Raw genomic sequence first — 15973 nt, 5'->3', positions numbered from 1 at the left:
TCCGACCGTTAGAGCCATCCCTTGCCTTCGATTTCCCTTACCGGTTTCAGCCATGCCACATCGTATGGCCGCAGCAGGAGTTGAATCGTCCCTTCCTGAGCATCCCAGTGCTTCTCGCCGATCAGATCCTGCCATGAGTTTTCTTTCACCCCCAATTCTTCAAGAGGGATTTCCAGCCGCACTTCCGCTCCCGTCACATTGGTGATTGCCAGGATATGCGCATCTCCCTCTGGTGTGGTCCGAAAGACCGCGAAGACAGCGGAGGAGAGATGTAACACCTTCTGATCTCCCCGTGGGTGAAAGGCCCGATTTCCGGTCCGGGTGAGGTTGAGCCTGCTTCCGAACGAAAGGAGCAGCGACAGCTTCGAGTTGGGATCGCGTAAATCTCGCTCCACCGCATCACAGTGTATAATCCCCCGGTTGATGTCCCGGTTCACTCCGGTCTTTTTCACCCGGTCATAATCATTGGGAGTGCCGAGGGCGCTGTGGACATACATGCCCGGGACTCCCCTCAACACCAGAGCGATGCTCCGGGAGGCGAGAAATCTCTTGATCTGAAGCTTCAAGTCCTCCGAGGAATTTTCGCCGTTTACAGCGCTCCACCACGTGGTGTTGATCTCATAGGGTTCTTGAGTGTTGTTTCCCCTCATTTTGTAAGAGATATATGCACCCCGCTCTTGAGCGTTTTGTATGATGAAATCGATTTCCTCCGGGGGAAGGATGTTCTTCACCCCCATGAGGCCCACACCGTCGTGGGTGTCCAGGATGTTGAAAAATGTGGCCAGCTCGGAAGGGGGGGTAATCCCTGCGGCCCACCTGGAGAGGGCCCCGGCGTCTCCGCTGTAAAACGCATGCAGTACCAGCGGGGGCAAGGCGAAGTTATACACCATGTGGGCCTCGTCGTATCCGTTTCCGAAGTAGGAAATATTGTCTTCGTGCGGCACATTGGTTTCGGTGATCAAGGCGACCCCTGATCCGACCACATCCACCACGTCCCGCAGAAGCTTGACAATCTCGTGGGTCTGGGGAAGATGGATGCTCTCGGTTCCCGGCTCGGCCCATATGTAGGTCACTGCATCCAGGCGAAGGATATCCGCCCCATGTCTGATGTAGAAGAGAATACTGTCCACCATCTGGATCAAGACATCGGGGTTCCGAAAATTCAGGTCGATCTGGTCCTCGGAAAACGTGGTCCAGACCCATTTGGGGCCATCCATGGTATCAAATCGAGTGAGAATGTCGGAGGTCCTGGGGCGAAATATCTTTTTTCGCTGGTCCAAAGTCAGATCCTCCGGTGAATCATAGGCGATGAAAAAGTCGAGGTATCTCGGGTTTCCGTTCAGGAATTCCCGAAACATCTCGCTCCTGGATGATACATGATTGAGTACGGCATCAAACATGAGGTCATACCGCCTCTTTTTTTTTCGAATGTCTGCCCACGTACCCAGCTTGCGATCCACCTGCCTGAAATCGACCACCGCAAACCCCCTGTCTGAGGAGTAGGGGAAAAAGGGAAGGAGGTGAATGGTGTTGATGGCGCCCTGGTTATAGGTGTTTACGAAATTGTGAAGCGAGGACAATGGGGTGTCGCCGTCCCCCTTCACAATATCCCCATAGGTGATAAGAATCATGTCGGTTTCCGAGAATCGCTCCCTGGGATCGAAGTCCTTTTCCTTTTCCAGCATCTCCGGAGGCTTGTGTGCATGGTGTACCTTTAAAATCCGCTCCAGCTCCGGCAGGTATCTATCGGCCGCCTCTCCTCCGTAAAGAAATTTTAAACGTGCCCGCATGCGCTCCCGCTGCTGTTGCGGTATTTCATACGGCGGTCTTGTATAATCGGGATTCTGCCAATAAAAGGTTCGTTTCCTGGGATATTCTGGTTGTTTCTCCATACAATGCGGTCTCCTGATTCTTGGCAATCGGGATTAAGGATTTGCCGGGGATCGGCCGTCTCTGTTTGATTGAATACTGAAGGCCCCACCCCGGTTCATCAATCGGCACCTCTTGTCGCCACGAATACCGGAATTTGAAACCAACGTGTCCTGATGCGACCGATGGCGTCCGAACAAACATGCCGTTATTATTGTACATACGAATGATAAATCCATACTGCCGAACCTGTATTGTGGCACCCGATATACCGTATCTCAATTCGAAGAAAACCGAATTGCCATGTTGCGATGTTTGAGTTATCTGCGAATAGGGGTTCCGGGATGACAAAGCGGTACTGGAAGACTTCCTTTTGCATGCAACATGCCCGCTGTTCAATCTGCCCGGACAAGGTGAGTGGTGACGTGCTTTCTCCTGGCCTCATATCGCCGGTGACTCTACCGGCGTGGCTGCGTATTTTTTGAGTTTTTTGTGAAGGGTCTTGCGGGTGATCCCCAACCGTCTGGCTGCTTCGCTCTTGTTGCCGCCGGCGGACGCCAGCGTTTTTAGTATGGTCTCCTTTTCCATATCTTCCAGCGAAAAACCATGCTCGGGAATATGCGGGGGGATATCGGTAATATCTTCCGGCGTCTCCTCCTTGACGACAAAAGGGAGATCCTCTTCATCCACGTATTCGTACCTCGAAAGCACCACGGCCCTTTCCACCGAATTCATCAACTCCCGGACATTGCCGGGCCAGTGGTATCGCAACAGCCGGTCCATGGCCTGGGGAGAAAACCCTTTCAACTGTTTTTGATTCTTCCGGGCGAACATCTTGAGGAAGTGTCCGGCCAACAATGGGATGTCCTCATTCCGATCACGGAGGGCCGGCACATACAGGGGGACCACATTGAGACGGTAATAAAGATCCTCCCGGAACCTTCCAGTCTCGACCTCCTGTATGAGGTCTCTATTGGTAGCGGCAATGACCCTGACGTCCACCTTGATGGTATCTTCCCCCCCCACCCGCGGGAACTCTCTCTCCTGAAGGACCCGCAGCAGTTTAACCTGCATGGCCAAGGACATCTCGCTCACCTCGTCCAGGAAGATGCTTCCGCCATCCGCCTGGCGAAACTTTCCCTCCTTGCGTTTATGGGCTCCCGTGAAAGCCCCTTTTTCATGACCGAACAGTTCCGATTCGAGCAGGGTCTCTGTCACGGCGGCACAGTTCATTTTCACAAACGGGCCGGTCTTTCTGGGGCTGTTGAAATGGACCGCCCCTGCAATGAGTTCCTTGCCGGTTCCTGATTCGCCGGTTATCAGGACCGTCGCCTCTGAAGGTGCGACCTGGGCCACTGTTTCCAGCAGCTTGACCATGGCCTGACTCCGTCCGATGATATTGCGCGTATCAAATTGACTCCCAAGGGTCTCCTTCAAGATCCGGTTTTCTTCTTTCAGATGGCTGTGGTCCATGGCCCGTTCCATCACCAGGCGCAATTCATCAAAATCGAGGGGTTTGGTGAGGTAGTCATATGCCCCTTTTTTCAGGGCCTCCACCGCCGTCTCCACGGAGGAATAGGCGGTCATGATAATGATTGGAATGGCCGGGTTGTATGCCCTGATTTCGGCCAGGGCCTCGAGACCGGAGACGTTGATCATTCGAATATCCATCAGTATCAGGTCAAAAGGACGGGTGCGCACCCGGTCTATGGCCGTCTGGCCATCATCCGCCTCATGGATCTCATACCCCCATTCGGAAAGGAGGGTGCGCAACATGGTCCGGTGGCCGAGGTCATCATCCACGACCAAAACTGTTTTACCCTTTTTCATGGGATCTCAACCCTTCTCCTTTCGCAGGAAGGCGGATGATCACGGTGGTGCCTTTGCCGGGAGCACTCTCTATCCGGACCTTGCCCCCGTGGGATTCAATGATATTGTGAACGATCGCCAGTCCAAGGCCCGTGCCTGAAGACCGGGTGGTAAAGTAGAGATCGAACAGGTGTGGCAAGTCCTCACTCTTGATCCCTTTTCCGGTATCCGACACCCAAATCTCAATATTCATTTCATCTTCATCCGGTTTAACCTCAACCGAAAGAAGTCCTTCAGCATCCATCGCCTCGATGGCATTCAGGTACAGGTTCAAGAGGACCTGTTTGATTCTGTCAGGATCCATGAAGACTTCTTTGATGTTGGGATTTCCCTTGAAGCGGATATGAATTCCCTTTGCACGGGCGTCCTCCTCCACCATCTTCAGAGAGTCCCGAATGGTGTCGTCAAGGGATGATGGTCTTTTCCGGATCGTCGTGGGCCGGGCAAACTCCAGAAGTTGGCTGATCACCCGGTTCAGCCGTTCCACCTCCTGGATCATGATCTCGGCGATTTTCTTGTCCTCCGGGATCTTCCCGTATCTCTCCTTGAAATAGGTGGCAAACCCTTTTATGGAACTCAACGGATTTCGTATTTCATGCGCGACGCCGGCTGCCAGCCTTCCGATGGATGCCATGCGCTGACTTCTTGCCATCTCTTTTTTCAGGTGCTGGATCTCACTCAAATCCCTGAAGAGAATTACCCAGCCCATAAAAAGACCTTCTCTCTCCAAAGCGGTGCCCATAACCTCCAAGGGAATCATCTTGTTGTCCGCAACCGGACAGTCCAGTTCCCTATCTATGGGGCCTTCCCGGGTCTTCAGTTGATTATAAAAACTCAACAGGGGCGGTGGCAGGATCTCTGTAATGCGCCTTCCGACGGCATCAGCGGAGGATACTTGGAGGACCGATTCGGCATTTTGGTTGATGGAAACCATCTTATCTTCCGTATCCACGGCCAATAGGCCGATCGGCATATGACGCACCAGGTGGTCTGAAAAGGCCTGCACCCGGGAAAGAGAGGTCCTGGTGGAGCGGTAGGCCTGCGCCAAGAAGAGGGAGACAATGCCGGCAAAACCGATCAACAGGAGGGTGACGGCCATCACAATACTTCGGCGTATCCCCTGGTTTGCCGCCATCTCCACAGGCCCCATGTCCAGTCCCATGAATATGATCTGGCCCGCCCCATCCCCGGACTCTCCTCCACGCATATGTCCCCGGCACCAGTCATTACTCGTCATCTCGGAATGACGCGACCGGAAACCTTCTCTGATGGGCGAAAATTGACGAAATACCTCAAAGATGTTGGATCCTTCTTTCCCTGCCACCTGTCGCCATTCGAGATTTTTCGAACCGGAAATTCGGACCAGGTCCAGACCCGCGCCATACGCTTTTCCTATCCTGGCAATATCACTGTCGGCAAGGATTGTCCCTTCAACATCTGTGATCAGGATATATGCAATGTCCGGCTGTTGGGCGGTCTCCGAGAGTAATCGCTGGACCTGAGCGCCTCCCCACCGCATCCCCATCATCCCGGTTCGGGCGCCCGCCTCAAATGACCTGATGAGGGCCGCACCCTTTTCTTTTAAGAGATCGATGGTGTTTTCCTTCTGAAGCTTGATGGAATCCAGTGTCAGAAAGACAAAGATCGGCGCCAGGATCAGGACTGCCCCTATAATGACCCATGGGGGTACGCTCACCCACGATTGGTTGCGGAGTTTTTGATTCATCCCTCTTTTCTCAGCAAGAACAGGACCAATTCTTCCATGGGGAGGTTCTATTGCGAATCAGAATCAAGAGAAAGTACCTTAATGTTAAGTATTTTTAAGCGCCAGTCGCCCAAATGACCTCTCTTCCCGAACAAATGAACCCCTGTCCGACGCTTTCGGGGGACTCATTTGGCATAATGGGCAACCTTATTCCTCCCAGGTTTCATTGATAGTGCGGGCATCGGGTATTCTCTACCCACCTGGATACGGTGCCTGGATACAAAGTATCCATTTTTTTATACCTGAAGGCAATGGCTAAATGCCATTTTACTGGTGACCTGGATAATCTTAATGTTATTTCAAATGGTTATACGTATGTTCCACATTTGGCATGGCCATTGCTCTATAAGAGTTCAAAACCCAAACACACTCAAACAGGAGGTATTCACATGAAAAAGGCAGGAATGGTTATCGGCATCTTATTGCTGGCAGGAATCGTTGCATATCCGGTCTTCGGTTATGGACCCGGATGGGGAAGAGGGTATCATATGTGGGGCGACAGCGGTGGTCCCGGGGCCTGCTGGCGGGATAGCAGCGGTGCGGCCCTGAGCCAGGATCAGCGGGACAAACTGAATGCGCTGGACAGGAAATTTTACGACGACACGCAAACTTTGAGAGATGAGATCTGGAGTAAGAACCTTGAGATGGACAAACTCTTAAATACAGAAGCCCCTGATGCGGCGAAAATCAATTCTCTTCAGAAAGAGATCAATACGCTCAGGAACCAGATGGCTGAAAAACGACTGAACTACCGGTTGGAAACCCGCAAGATTGCGCCTGATGGCACTTACTACGGAAATGAGAATCGATATTCGGGACGCCGAGGTGGCGGATCCAGAGGAAATTACGGCCCCGGCGGGGGTTGCTGGAATTAGACCAGGGCTAGAGTCTGGGTGGCATAATCAGCCACCCAGACGCCCTCCCGCCTCCGGTTGAGATATCCATCCGTCTTTTATCCCACCACCATCATCACTTACCTCAATTCTAAACTTAATCTTATTTTATCTTGCCTTTTAATGAATAGCATGTTATAAGCCAGTCATTCTAAAATAACCCCCAAATAGAGGAGGCCCTATGGCTGAAATCATGACCACCAAGGAAATGGCAGCTTATTTGAAGCTCCATGAAATCACCATCTGTAAGTATGCCGCTGATGGTGTAATCCCGGCAATCCGGATCGGCAGGGTCTGGCGTTTTGACAAGGAAGAAATCGACAACTGGATCGGAGGGTCCCAAACAAAAAAGGAAACCAAGAAAGGAAGATCCCGAAAACCTGGAAAATAGACCAATGAAAAGGGATCTACAGCCCATATCCGAGATAGAAGGCCCGAATCCGGTCTTAAAACACATGCACAACAAACTCAGTATGGTTTTACAGAGGCACTCGCTTAGCAGCCAGGCCTCATGACATACTCGAATTGCGGTTCAGAAAACACTGCAATGATGCGCGCGTTATTATTCTGATCCCTTTGCTGATGGTGTGGCAGGTTTTTACAAGACAAGGGACATGGAGATACCCTATAAAACCTTGCGAGATCTGTCTCCCTTCAAGATGGGCGTATTCCTCCGCCCAACCCTTTTCCCCGTCCCATGCCGCGCCCCCCTCTCCCCTTTCCTCTTCTCCTCCCGGCACCGGCGCCTCCGCCTCTCCCGTTCTGCCGGCTTCCCCGGACCGGCCCGGATGAACGGGATTCAGCGCCCGTCCCATTACCGGGGGAGAGGCGGGTGTCGCCGAGGCGATGAACAAGATCCGAGAAATGGGACCATAGGGTCGACACGATCCCGGCCCCTGTCTTTATACGGTTTTCCGGCCGATCTGCGCCGTCAATATGGGCACGGGTCTCCTGCTGCGCCGTATTCTCTTTTTTCTGTTCCGGCCGGGCGACCTTCTCCACAGCTGTGGGGCCCTTGTGCCGTGAATTCAGATAGGAGAGAAGCCCTTCATGGGCAGCGTTGATCTGCTTCAGCTTTTCCTCGGCCTTCTGCTTGAGCCTCGGATTGTTGGAGACCCGGTCCGGGTGCCAGATGTTGACCAGGTCCTTGTACGCCTGTTTCACCTCTTCGATCGTGGCGTCGGGCGTCAGCTCAAGGGTCTCATAGCAGGTTCGTATGTCCATTGGGACTTTCGGCGTCTATTCAACCTTCATGAAGGCCGCGGCACGGGCGCCGCATACCGGACATTTCTCCGGAGGTGCATCCTCGATGGTAAATCCACAGACCGAGCAGACGTAATAGCAGTCCACATCATCAGGATTTTCCAGGGTGTCGAGGGCCTTTTGGTAGAGACCTGCGTGGATCTCCTCGACCGCATTGGCATATGAAAAGGAGCGCTCCGCGGCCTTGTTGCCCTCCTGTTTGGCCTCTTCAATCATCCCCGGGTACATCTTCTTGAATTCATGGGTCTCCCCGTCAATGGCGGATTGCAGGTTTTCGGCCGTACCCTTGACCGCCCCCAGGGTCCTGAGATGGGCATGGGCATGGACCGTCTCGGCCTCGGCAGCGGCCCTGAATAACTTTGCCGCCTGGGGGTGACCCTCCTTGTCCGCCTGTTTGGCAAAGGCGAGATACTTGCGATTGGCCTGGGATTCCCCTGCAAATGCCTCCCAGAGATTCTGTTCCGTCTTGCTCATGGTTATCACTCCTTTCCGGCTGAAAGATGGTAAATACCTCTTAAAACCATATCACCTGCAGATGAATATTACAAGGTAAAGCATCTGAGCTGTTGAGCTTCCAAGCTGTTAAGACATCAAGATTCAAACCCGTGTATCGGCCATGGGCGAGGAGCCATGAGTTATGTCCCGGCATTCAGCAACCCGAAATACGCAACCGGGGAAGAGAATTTTTATTGAAAATCTCCGGGTTTTCGGCTTAACTGTCGCAATTTCCGCACTTCCGCCCGATGGCCGGCCAAACACGCCGGTCAGCGCCGCGGGGTTCAATCCACGTTTTGTCAGGAGAGATCCATGAAATTTCACACGGCTTCGTCTGAAGACGCCTTGAAACAGCTGTCATCGACGATAAACGGTCTCAGTGACAGGGAGGCAACACAAAGGCTCACGCAGTACGGCCCCAATGAAGTCCGCCGCGGTCATGAGATTTCCTTGTTTCAGATTTTTTTCTCCCAATTCAACAGCTTCATTGTCTACATACTGATTGCGGCGGTGGTCATATCCCTGATCCTTGGGGAATTCATCGATGCCGCGGTGATTATCGCCATCCTCATTGTCAACGCAGTGCTGGGATTTTTTCAGGAATACCGGGCGGAGAAGGCCATTGAATCGCTCAAGAAGATGGCGGCGCTTCAGACCACGGTCATTCGGGACGGTCGCAAGATGAGAATCGACAGCACCCGGGTGGTCCCCGGAGACCTGATGGTTTTTGAGGCCGGGGACCGGATAGCGGCTGACGGACGGATCATCGAACAGCACCTTCTGGAGGTGATGGAGGCATCCCTCACCGGTGAGAGTCACCCGGTGGCCAAGGGTTCGGCGCCGATGGACCATACCACCACGCTGGGGGACATGACAAATATGGTGTTCGGGGGCACCCATGTGGTCAACGGATCGGGCAGGGCCATGGTGGTTGGAACCGGCATGAAGACTGAAATGGGAAAGATCGCAGCCTCCATCGAATCGGTCGAGGACGATGAGACGCCGCTTCAGAAAAGTCTGGACAGACTGGCCCGCCGCCTGGGCATTCTCACGGTCTTGATCTGCGGCGTCATCATCGCCTTTGGCGTTGCCAAGGGGGGGAACATCCTCGAGATGATCATGGTGGGCGTCAGTCTGGCGGTGGCGGCCGTGCCGGAAGGTCTTCCCATTGTAGTGACCATCGCCCTAGCCCTCGGCGTCAAGCGGATGGTGGGCCAGAATGCCCTTGTCAAACGTCTCCCGAGCGTGGAGACCCTGGGTTGCACCACGGTCATCTGCACGGACAAGACCGGCACCCTGACGCGCAACGAGATGACGGTCACCCGGCTGTTCGTGGACCATGAGACGATTGATGTCACCGGAACAGGATACACCCCGATAGGTGAGTTCTTCTCTTCGGGCAAGGAGATCGATCCCGCTCCGGCCCAGCTGCTGCTTCGGATCGGCGCCCTCAACAATGATGCCGCCTTCTCTGAAGCCGAGGGGGTTATCGGCGATCCCACAGAGGCCTGCCTCCTTGTGAGTGCGGCCAAGGGAGGGCTGGACAAGGCTTCTCTTGAAAAAGCCTTCCCCCGGATCAATGAGATCCCCTTTGATTCCGAACGAAAGCGAAAATCCACGGTGCACCGCAGTGAGGAGGGGCTTGTGATGTATACCAAGGGCGCCCCTGACGTGATCCGGAATCTCTGCTCGAGGATTCATCTCAAGGGTGAGGCGCGTCTGCTCAACGACGACGACCGTGACAGGATTGACGACGCCATTCAACGATTTGCCTCAGAGGCCCTGCGGGTGCTGGCGTTTGCGTACAAGCCGGTCTCCTCTGACAAAGGGATCGATTCGTCCGATGAAAGCGACCTGGTCTTTGTGGGACTTCAGGGGATGATGGATCCGCCGCGGGAAGAGGTAAAAGCCGCGATTCAGAAATGTAAATCCGCCGGGATCCGCTCTGTCATGATCACCGGCGACTACGCGTTGACGGCCGAGGCCATCGCTGCCCGGCTGGGGATTCAGGGGGACGCCATCAGCGGAGAGCAGATCGAGAAAATGGATGATGACATGCTGGCCAGCTTCGTGAGTGAAACCTCCATTTTTTCAAGGGTCAATCCTGAGCATAAGATACGGATCGTCAGGGCGTTGAGAAAGCTGGGGGAGGTGGTGGCCATGTCCGGGGACGGCGTCAACGACGCGCCGGCCCTCAAGGAGGCGGATATCGGCATTGCCATGGGAATTACCGGGACAGACGTGACCAAGGAGACCGCAGAAATGGTGCTCCTGGACGATCAATATACCTCGATTGTCAAGGCGGTGGAGCAGGGGAGGGCGATCTATGAAAACATCAAGAAATTTGTCAACTACCTCCTGTCCAGCAATCTTGGAGAGGTCCTGATCCTCTTTGTCGCCATGATGATCGGTTTTCGGGATGCCTCCGGCGCCATTGCCATGCCCCTTCTGGCCACGCAGATCCTCTGGCTGAATCTCATTACGGACGGTCTCCCCGCCATCGCCCTCGGTGTGGATCCCGTACGCAAAGGGGTCATGGACGTCCCGCCGCGCAGCCCTCAGGAACCGGTGATCACCAAAGGCATGGCCATTAACATCGTGGTCATCGCCATCCTTATGGCAGCGGGCGTCCTCTTCCTGTTTCACCGGTTCCTTCCGGAGGGGGAGACGGTGGCACGGACCGTGGCCTTCACCTCCATTGTCGTATTTGAAATGGTGCGGGTGACCATGATCCGCACCCAGTACCGGCTTTCATTCTTTTCAAACCTCTATCTGGTCGGGGCCATCTTTCTTTCTCTACTGCTCCAGGTTGCCGTCGTCTATGTGCCGGTAATGAATGTCATATTCAAGACCACCCCCCTGGCCGCCCGCCACTGGGGGTATATGGGCGCGGTCACCGTGGCGATCTTTATTGTGGGGATGGTTGCGGCCAGGCTTATCGCAAGGCCCAATCAATGATGGAGGGTGTGTTGGAACAACAGGGAAGTATCCACATGTTGACCGGCCAACTCTACAAGGTGTCGGTGATGGGTGAAGAAGATCACCTGGGTCTTTTTTGACAGGTTTCCCAATGCCTTCAGGGCAGCCGCCGCACGTTCATCATCAAAGTGAACCAGCACATCGTCTACAACAAACGGCATGGGACCGTTATTATCGACGTATTTCTCGAGTCCCCCTAATCTTAACGACAGAAAAAGTTGGTCTCTGCTGCCGTCGCTCATTTCCTCGACGCAAAGCAAAACGCCGTCGGGCCGTATCGCCTTTATCACCGGATCTCCCTTTTCATCGTAATCGGCCCTCAGCCCTGCAAACGACTCCCCCGTCATGGTCTTGAAATATTCACTGGCCGCGGACAGAACAGGACTTTGATTGCTTTGCCGATAGCGTTCGATGGCCATGGTCAATATGGCTGATGCCAACCTCAGTTTGACATAGTGTTCCACATCGGACTGAATCTTCCCGACAAGTCCTTCCGCTTCTTCGGCGATGATGACGGCAACAGATTCGCCGCCGATCGATTGAAGTTCTTTTTCAGCCAGGGCAATGTCTTGTACGATGGTCTTTTGTTTTTTGAGGGATTCTTGTTTTTCAGCCTCGAGTCGGTCCAGTTTAGCAGCCAGTTCATCCGGGTCGTGCGCCTTCACCTGCACAACGAATTCCTCCAAATTCTGGCCTGATGCCAGTTCCATCAGCCTTTCATTGATTGTCCCGAGCCTCCCCTCCAAGTTGGTTTTCCTTGCAGCGCGTTTCTCGATATCGGGGAGGTTATCGGCAGTATTGGTGCAAGCATCCATACATAACAGACGGATGGCCTCTTCAAGGCCTGCCAATTTTTCCTGTTCTTTTGAAAGGGCTGCATGCTTTTTACGCTTGTCCTCTTCCAGCAATCGGTATTCTTGTCGTCTCTCTTTGTCTCCTGCCAACCGGCCATGCAACGCCATGACAGCAGGTTCGGGCTCAAGATCTTTCAGGTCCGGGGCCAGTTTCGCCACCGCATCAGCCACCTCCCGGCCATAGGCCACATGATTCTTTTGCATGGCATCGATACGCTGCTGCTTTTCTTTGGCTTTTTCCAATTCCACGAAAACATCGTCCAAGGCCAGGACAAAATCGTTCACCTCGTCCGGCAGGGCATCTTTGGAAAAACCCAGTCTGGAAACGGCCCTCGCCCAGTCGGCCGACCATTCCTCCAGATTCTGCTCGGATTCGATTTTTCGCTCCGTGCTATTTTCGATCTCTTCTTTTAGCGCCCGAATGCGAAGGTCGAGATCCAGTCGATCTTGGCGCAATCGGTCATGATGCTGGACCGTCCGTTTGGCCAATTCAGTGATGGCGGCATAACTGATGCTTTCGGGGACTTGGACTGCCATGCACTCAAGGGCTGTGGCCACATCAGACCTCATACGACCCATATCCTCACGTAATTGCTTCGCCGCAATTCGGCGCTCTCTGACTTCCGATGCCTTGCGCCTGAGTTCACCTGCCCTGCCAACCCACACCGCCATTTCCCGGGGCGTCAACGGTTCTATCCCCAGCGGCCCCCATAACGTTAACCAGCTGTTCCAAAGGTCGGTGCGGCCTTCATGCAAAGCGTCTCTTTGGGCCATTATGTCGTTGAAATGTTCTTTTTGGTCCTGGATTTCCACCCTGAACGCCTCGGCACGGGCAACGGCATCCGCATGGTCTCGCAACACATCTGCTGTATCATCTGCTCTGACCACACTTTTCTCATATGCCTGGGCAAGATCAATGGTTCCGGAAAAGTGCTTCATAAAATCCTGATCAAGATCACCCCCTTCCAGCCATACCCTGCGGACAGACCGCCACCCCTTGTCCCGCAGGGTGCGATCCGACCCAAGATCCTTGGACGACGGGAGATCTCGCATTTGTGTCAATTCGGCAAGGGCTTTTTCCTTGTCTTTGAGCACTCGTTGGATTCGGATGCCTTCCTTTTTGATGTCGGCAAGGTTTTGGTCCGCGTCAGCCAGATCGGTCTCAAAGCGGCGCATGGTTTCTTCCGCAGGCAGGGACAGCCTTTCCAATGCCGATATATCGCCGGTCCACAGCCCCAGGGCCGCAAGGTCTGCATGGACCTGTTCTTCGGACAGTCCCACTTGAGCCTCGGCAGCTGCCAGGCGTTCTTCCAGTTTGCCGTGTTCCGCGGCCCGTTCCAGACAATCCGCAAGCGCCGAGGTGTCTTTGGGCGCTTCCAGTTGATCAAGATCGGCTTGTGCCTTTTTCAGATGCGCTTTGGCCGAGTGCAAGGCCTTATGAGCACTATCAGAAGACGCCTCCAGTTTTGCGCCCTTGGCACCGAGCCTTTGGATCTTGCCCTTTTCAGGCTTGGACAGGCGCAGCCCTTTGACGGAAGTCAAGCGTAAGCCCGGCCGGAGAAGGTCCAACGCCTGCTGGGCCGATTCGTTGTGCTGGTATATCCTCGCCCTGAGTCCCTTGCTGTCCAGGGCGGCCTGGGCATGCACATTTGCTTTATCTGCCAATGCCTTGATCAATGCCTCATGGGCGATGATGTTTTCATCATAGGAAAGTGTTTCCAGCTTTTTGTCGATATGGGCCAACTCCTGGGTCAAATGCCTTTCAACCTCACGAGATTGTTTGATGGCCACCTGTGTTTCGACCCTGCGCTGTGGAAAATCATCTGCCAGATCAGGAACCACTCCGAGTTCAAAGACCTCCTTTTCCAACTGTTCCCGAAGGGCGACAAATTTGAAGGCATCGCGGTGACGGGATAACAAGCTGATTTCGGTCCCCAGGGCTTCGCCATGGTTGATCTCTTCAACTTCTCGTTGCTGAAGATCATCCAACCGCTTTTTCATTTTTTTCCATTGGTGATGGCTGGCCGACGCGTCGCGTTGCATTTTTCTCAGCTTGTTCAGTTCTGCCACCCCGGCATTGATAAGGGGTTTTTGCCCCTGCGGGGTAAACAGCAGCCTTTGCTGCTCATTGAGCCGGGTCATCACCCTTTTTAGGGTATTCAGCCCGGAAGTGGCTGCAAAAAGCGCCTGACCCAAATCACCTCCGGCCGCCAACACGCTTTCTACCCCCCGGAGCAGCGAGTCATGGGAAATGCCGAAGGCGTGTTCAAATGCCTCCCGTCCCATGCGGCCCAAAATGGTGTCCAAGTCCGCTTGATTAAAGGGCTGGCCGGTAGCTTCGTTGATGAGATCGTTTTTGCGGCGTTTGTAGCGCGTTAAATTCAGTAAATCGCCATTGGCCAATGCCAAGGCGCCACCTACCACCAGTTTGTTGGATTCGTGAAGCCAAGCGTCCCGGACAATATGGTCGAATCCGTACAACAGCGCCTGCAATGCCCTCAACGCCGTGCTTTTACCTGCTTCGTTGGGGCCAAAGACCACATGCAATCCGTACCCGTTGCTCGAAAAATCCAGGGCCTTATCCGTAAACGGACCAAAAGCAACGAGCTTGAGTGCCGCGATTTTCATGACTTCTGTTCCTTGCCCTCCATGTCAGCCAGCATGGTCAACAACACATCTCTGGCATCCATGAGCATTCGGTCCATTTTACCTTCGGGTACGACCACATGACTGCCGGACAATTTTGATTTCAACTGCGTCAGATCCACACCGAGATCCTGATATAATTGTGAGCTGAATGCAAGCTCGTCCAAATAGCGAAGAAGCTCGCCTTGGGGGGTGTCGCTTCGAGCAAGCGCCTCAACATCAAAATCCGGTGCAGTATCCAGCTCAACCTTCTCAACCCATGCCCTGCCACGGGAAACATCTGTGGCCACGGCTCGAATATTGGCGGATACTGTTTCGGGATCAATGGATAAACGACCATGAATCGGACAACGCCCTCGCAGGTCCACCCGAACACAGCATGGACGGCCACCTTGTTTCGCCATCACGTCTTCAAGGCCTTGTCCAAAAAGGGTCGTCACTTGTTCCAGGGTTTCAGCTCCGCCAATGTCCGCTGTGACTTTGACCCAGCGAAACACATCCAAGGGCACGAACTCGGTTTTCAGCCCGTTGTTTTCCACCTCCACCAGCACGCACCCCTTCTGGCCGGTCTCTTTGATATGCCGGCCCTGGATGCACCCTGAATAGACGATCAGGGGCTGCTGTCGTAATACGGCATGCTCATGGACATGGCCCAGTGCCCAGTAGTTATATCCCTTGGCTGCAAGCTCGTCCAATGTACACGGGGCGTACGGCAGGTGGCCCCGGGAACCTGAAATCAAACAGTGCAACATGCCGATATTGAGCATCCCGGGGATAGGATCGGGATAGTCTATTGCCAGGTTTTCCGTCACGTCCTGCTTGGGATAGCTTTGCCCGTGAACGGCAACGCCCAGCTCCTCCAGTATCCATGTTTCCGGTTTTCGTGATCTGAAGGTTTTAACGTTGTCAGGCATGATCAGTGTTTTGGTCATGGTGTTTGCGGCATCATGGTTTCCCCGAACCACGGCAACGCGCACCCCGGCTTCACCCAACCGCTGCATTTGTTTGGCAAAATAAAGCGGCGTATTGAAATCCTGCCAGTCCCCGTCATAAAGGTCACCGGCAATGAGAACCAAGGGGACTTTTTCAGAAAGGACAAAATTGACCAGATTATCCAGTGCCTGCCTTGTGGCGCCCCGAATCTCATCCACATCCGGCGCACCTTCGTATGGGAACAAGCCTTTAAGCGGTGAATCCAAATGAACATCCGCCGCATGAAGAAATGTAAACATCATCAGCCTCCATACATGGGTGTAAACGTAACACACACCCCTTTGCGTTCATTGAGGTAATGCATGAAATATAGAAAAACGACGTCAGTGGGTCAAGGGAGAAGTCGC

The 15973-nt window shown here is 53.8% G+C and carries 10 protein-coding genes; 3 read left to right on the top strand and 7 right to left on the bottom strand.

Translation table 11 applies throughout. The annotated features are described in order from the left end of the window. Positions 1-8: 8 nt before the first annotated feature. The 3 genes from K9N21_02205 to K9N21_02195 form a co-directional block, all read right to left on the bottom strand. Complete coding sequence (locus K9N21_02205) at positions 9-1892, bottom strand: sugar phosphorylase (GenBank protein MCF8142713.1); 1884 nt, start codon at positions 1890-1892, stop codon at positions 9-11. Positions 1893-2310: 418 nt separating this feature from the next. Further along, positions 2311-3699, bottom strand: a complete 1389-nt coding sequence (locus K9N21_02200; GenBank protein MCF8142712.1) for a sigma-54 dependent transcriptional regulator — start codon at positions 3697-3699, stop codon at positions 2311-2313. Beyond that, on the bottom strand, positions 3686-5464 hold the full coding sequence (locus tag K9N21_02195) for a PAS domain-containing protein (protein MCF8142711.1): 1779 nt from the start codon (positions 5462-5464) through the stop codon (positions 3686-3688). Before K9N21_02195 ends, K9N21_02200 begins: the two co-directional genes overlap by 14 nt. A 428-nt stretch (positions 5465-5892) precedes the next feature. Between K9N21_02195 and K9N21_02190 the strand changes: the two genes are divergently transcribed. Both K9N21_02190 and K9N21_02185 read left to right on the top strand, forming a co-directional pair. Then, positions 5893-6378 carry a periplasmic heavy metal sensor gene (locus K9N21_02190; GenBank protein MCF8142710.1) on the top strand — a complete coding sequence of 162 codons (486 nt, stop codon included), beginning with the start codon at positions 5893-5895 and terminating at the stop codon, positions 6376-6378. Between the two features lie 199 nt (positions 6379-6577). After that, a complete protein-coding gene (locus K9N21_02185; protein ID MCF8142709.1) occupies positions 6578-6787 on the top strand; it encodes a helix-turn-helix domain-containing protein in 210 nt (69 codons plus the stop codon). A 263-nt stretch (positions 6788-7050) separates the two neighbouring features. Here K9N21_02185 and K9N21_02180 read toward each other — a convergent pair whose 3' ends face one another. Then, the gene (locus K9N21_02180) at positions 7051-7620 is read right to left on the bottom strand and encodes a DnaJ domain-containing protein (GenBank protein ID MCF8142708.1); all 570 of its coding nucleotides are present in this window, start codon (positions 7618-7620) and stop codon (positions 7051-7053) included. A gap of 15 nt (positions 7621-7635) precedes the next feature. Then, a complete protein-coding gene (locus tag K9N21_02175; protein MCF8142707.1) occupies positions 7636-8133 on the bottom strand; it encodes a rubrerythrin family protein in 498 nt (165 codons plus the stop codon). A gap of 333 nt (positions 8134-8466) precedes the next feature. Here K9N21_02175 and K9N21_02170 point away from each other — a divergent pair, with 333 nt between their 5' ends. After that, positions 8467-11112: a cation-translocating P-type ATPase gene (locus K9N21_02170; GenBank protein ID MCF8142706.1), complete on the top strand. Its 2646-nt coding sequence runs from the start codon at positions 8467-8469 to the stop codon at positions 11110-11112. Here the strand turns inward: K9N21_02170 and K9N21_02165 are convergent. Next, positions 11106-14615, bottom strand: coding sequence for an AAA family ATPase (locus K9N21_02165; protein MCF8142705.1), 3510 nt, complete (start codon positions 14613-14615; stop codon positions 11106-11108). The genes K9N21_02170 and K9N21_02165 overlap by 7 nt on opposite strands. After that, entirely contained in the window at positions 14612-15868 is a 1257-nt protein-coding gene (locus K9N21_02160; GenBank protein ID MCF8142704.1) for a DNA repair exonuclease, read from the bottom strand. Before K9N21_02160 ends, K9N21_02165 begins: the two co-directional genes overlap by 4 nt. Positions 15869-15973 lie beyond the last annotated feature (105 nt).

Source organism: Deltaproteobacteria bacterium, assembly GCA_021737785.1.
Lineage (GTDB): Bacteria > Desulfobacterota > DSM-4660 > Desulfatiglandales > Desulfatiglandaceae > AUK324.
The sequence above is the reverse complement of the archived record's forward strand: the minus strand, read 5'-3'. Positions and strand labels throughout refer to the sequence as shown.

Excerpts from the sequence above, each read along its gene's own strand:
- K9N21_02205 (MCF8142713.1), bottom strand. The coding sequence starts at position 1,892 with ATGGAGAAACAACCAGAATATCCCAGGAAACGAACCTTTTATTGGCAG.
- K9N21_02200 (MCF8142712.1), bottom strand. The coding sequence starts at position 3,699 with ATGAAAAAGGGTAAAACAGTTTTGGTCGTGGATGATGACCTCGGCCAC.
- K9N21_02195 (MCF8142711.1), bottom strand. The coding sequence starts at position 5,464 with ATGAATCAAAAACTCCGCAACCAATCGTGGGTGAGCGTACCCCCATGG.
- K9N21_02190 (MCF8142710.1), top strand. The coding sequence starts at position 5,893 with ATGAAAAAGGCAGGAATGGTTATCGGCATCTTATTGCTGGCAGGAATC.
- K9N21_02185 (MCF8142709.1), top strand. The coding sequence starts at position 6,578 with ATGGCTGAAATCATGACCACCAAGGAAATGGCAGCTTATTTGAAGCTC.
- K9N21_02180 (MCF8142708.1), bottom strand. The coding sequence starts at position 7,620 with ATGGACATACGAACCTGCTATGAGACCCTTGAGCTGACGCCCGACGCC.
- K9N21_02175 (MCF8142707.1), bottom strand. The coding sequence starts at position 8,133 with ATGAGCAAGACGGAACAGAATCTCTGGGAGGCATTTGCAGGGGAATCC.
- K9N21_02170 (MCF8142706.1), top strand. The coding sequence starts at position 8,467 with ATGAAATTTCACACGGCTTCGTCTGAAGACGCCTTGAAACAGCTGTCA.
- K9N21_02165 (MCF8142705.1), bottom strand. The coding sequence starts at position 14,615 with ATGAAAATCGCGGCACTCAAGCTCGTTGCTTTTGGTCCGTTTACGGAT.
- K9N21_02160 (MCF8142704.1), bottom strand. The coding sequence starts at position 15,868 with ATGATGTTTACATTTCTTCATGCGGCGGATGTTCATTTGGATTCACCG.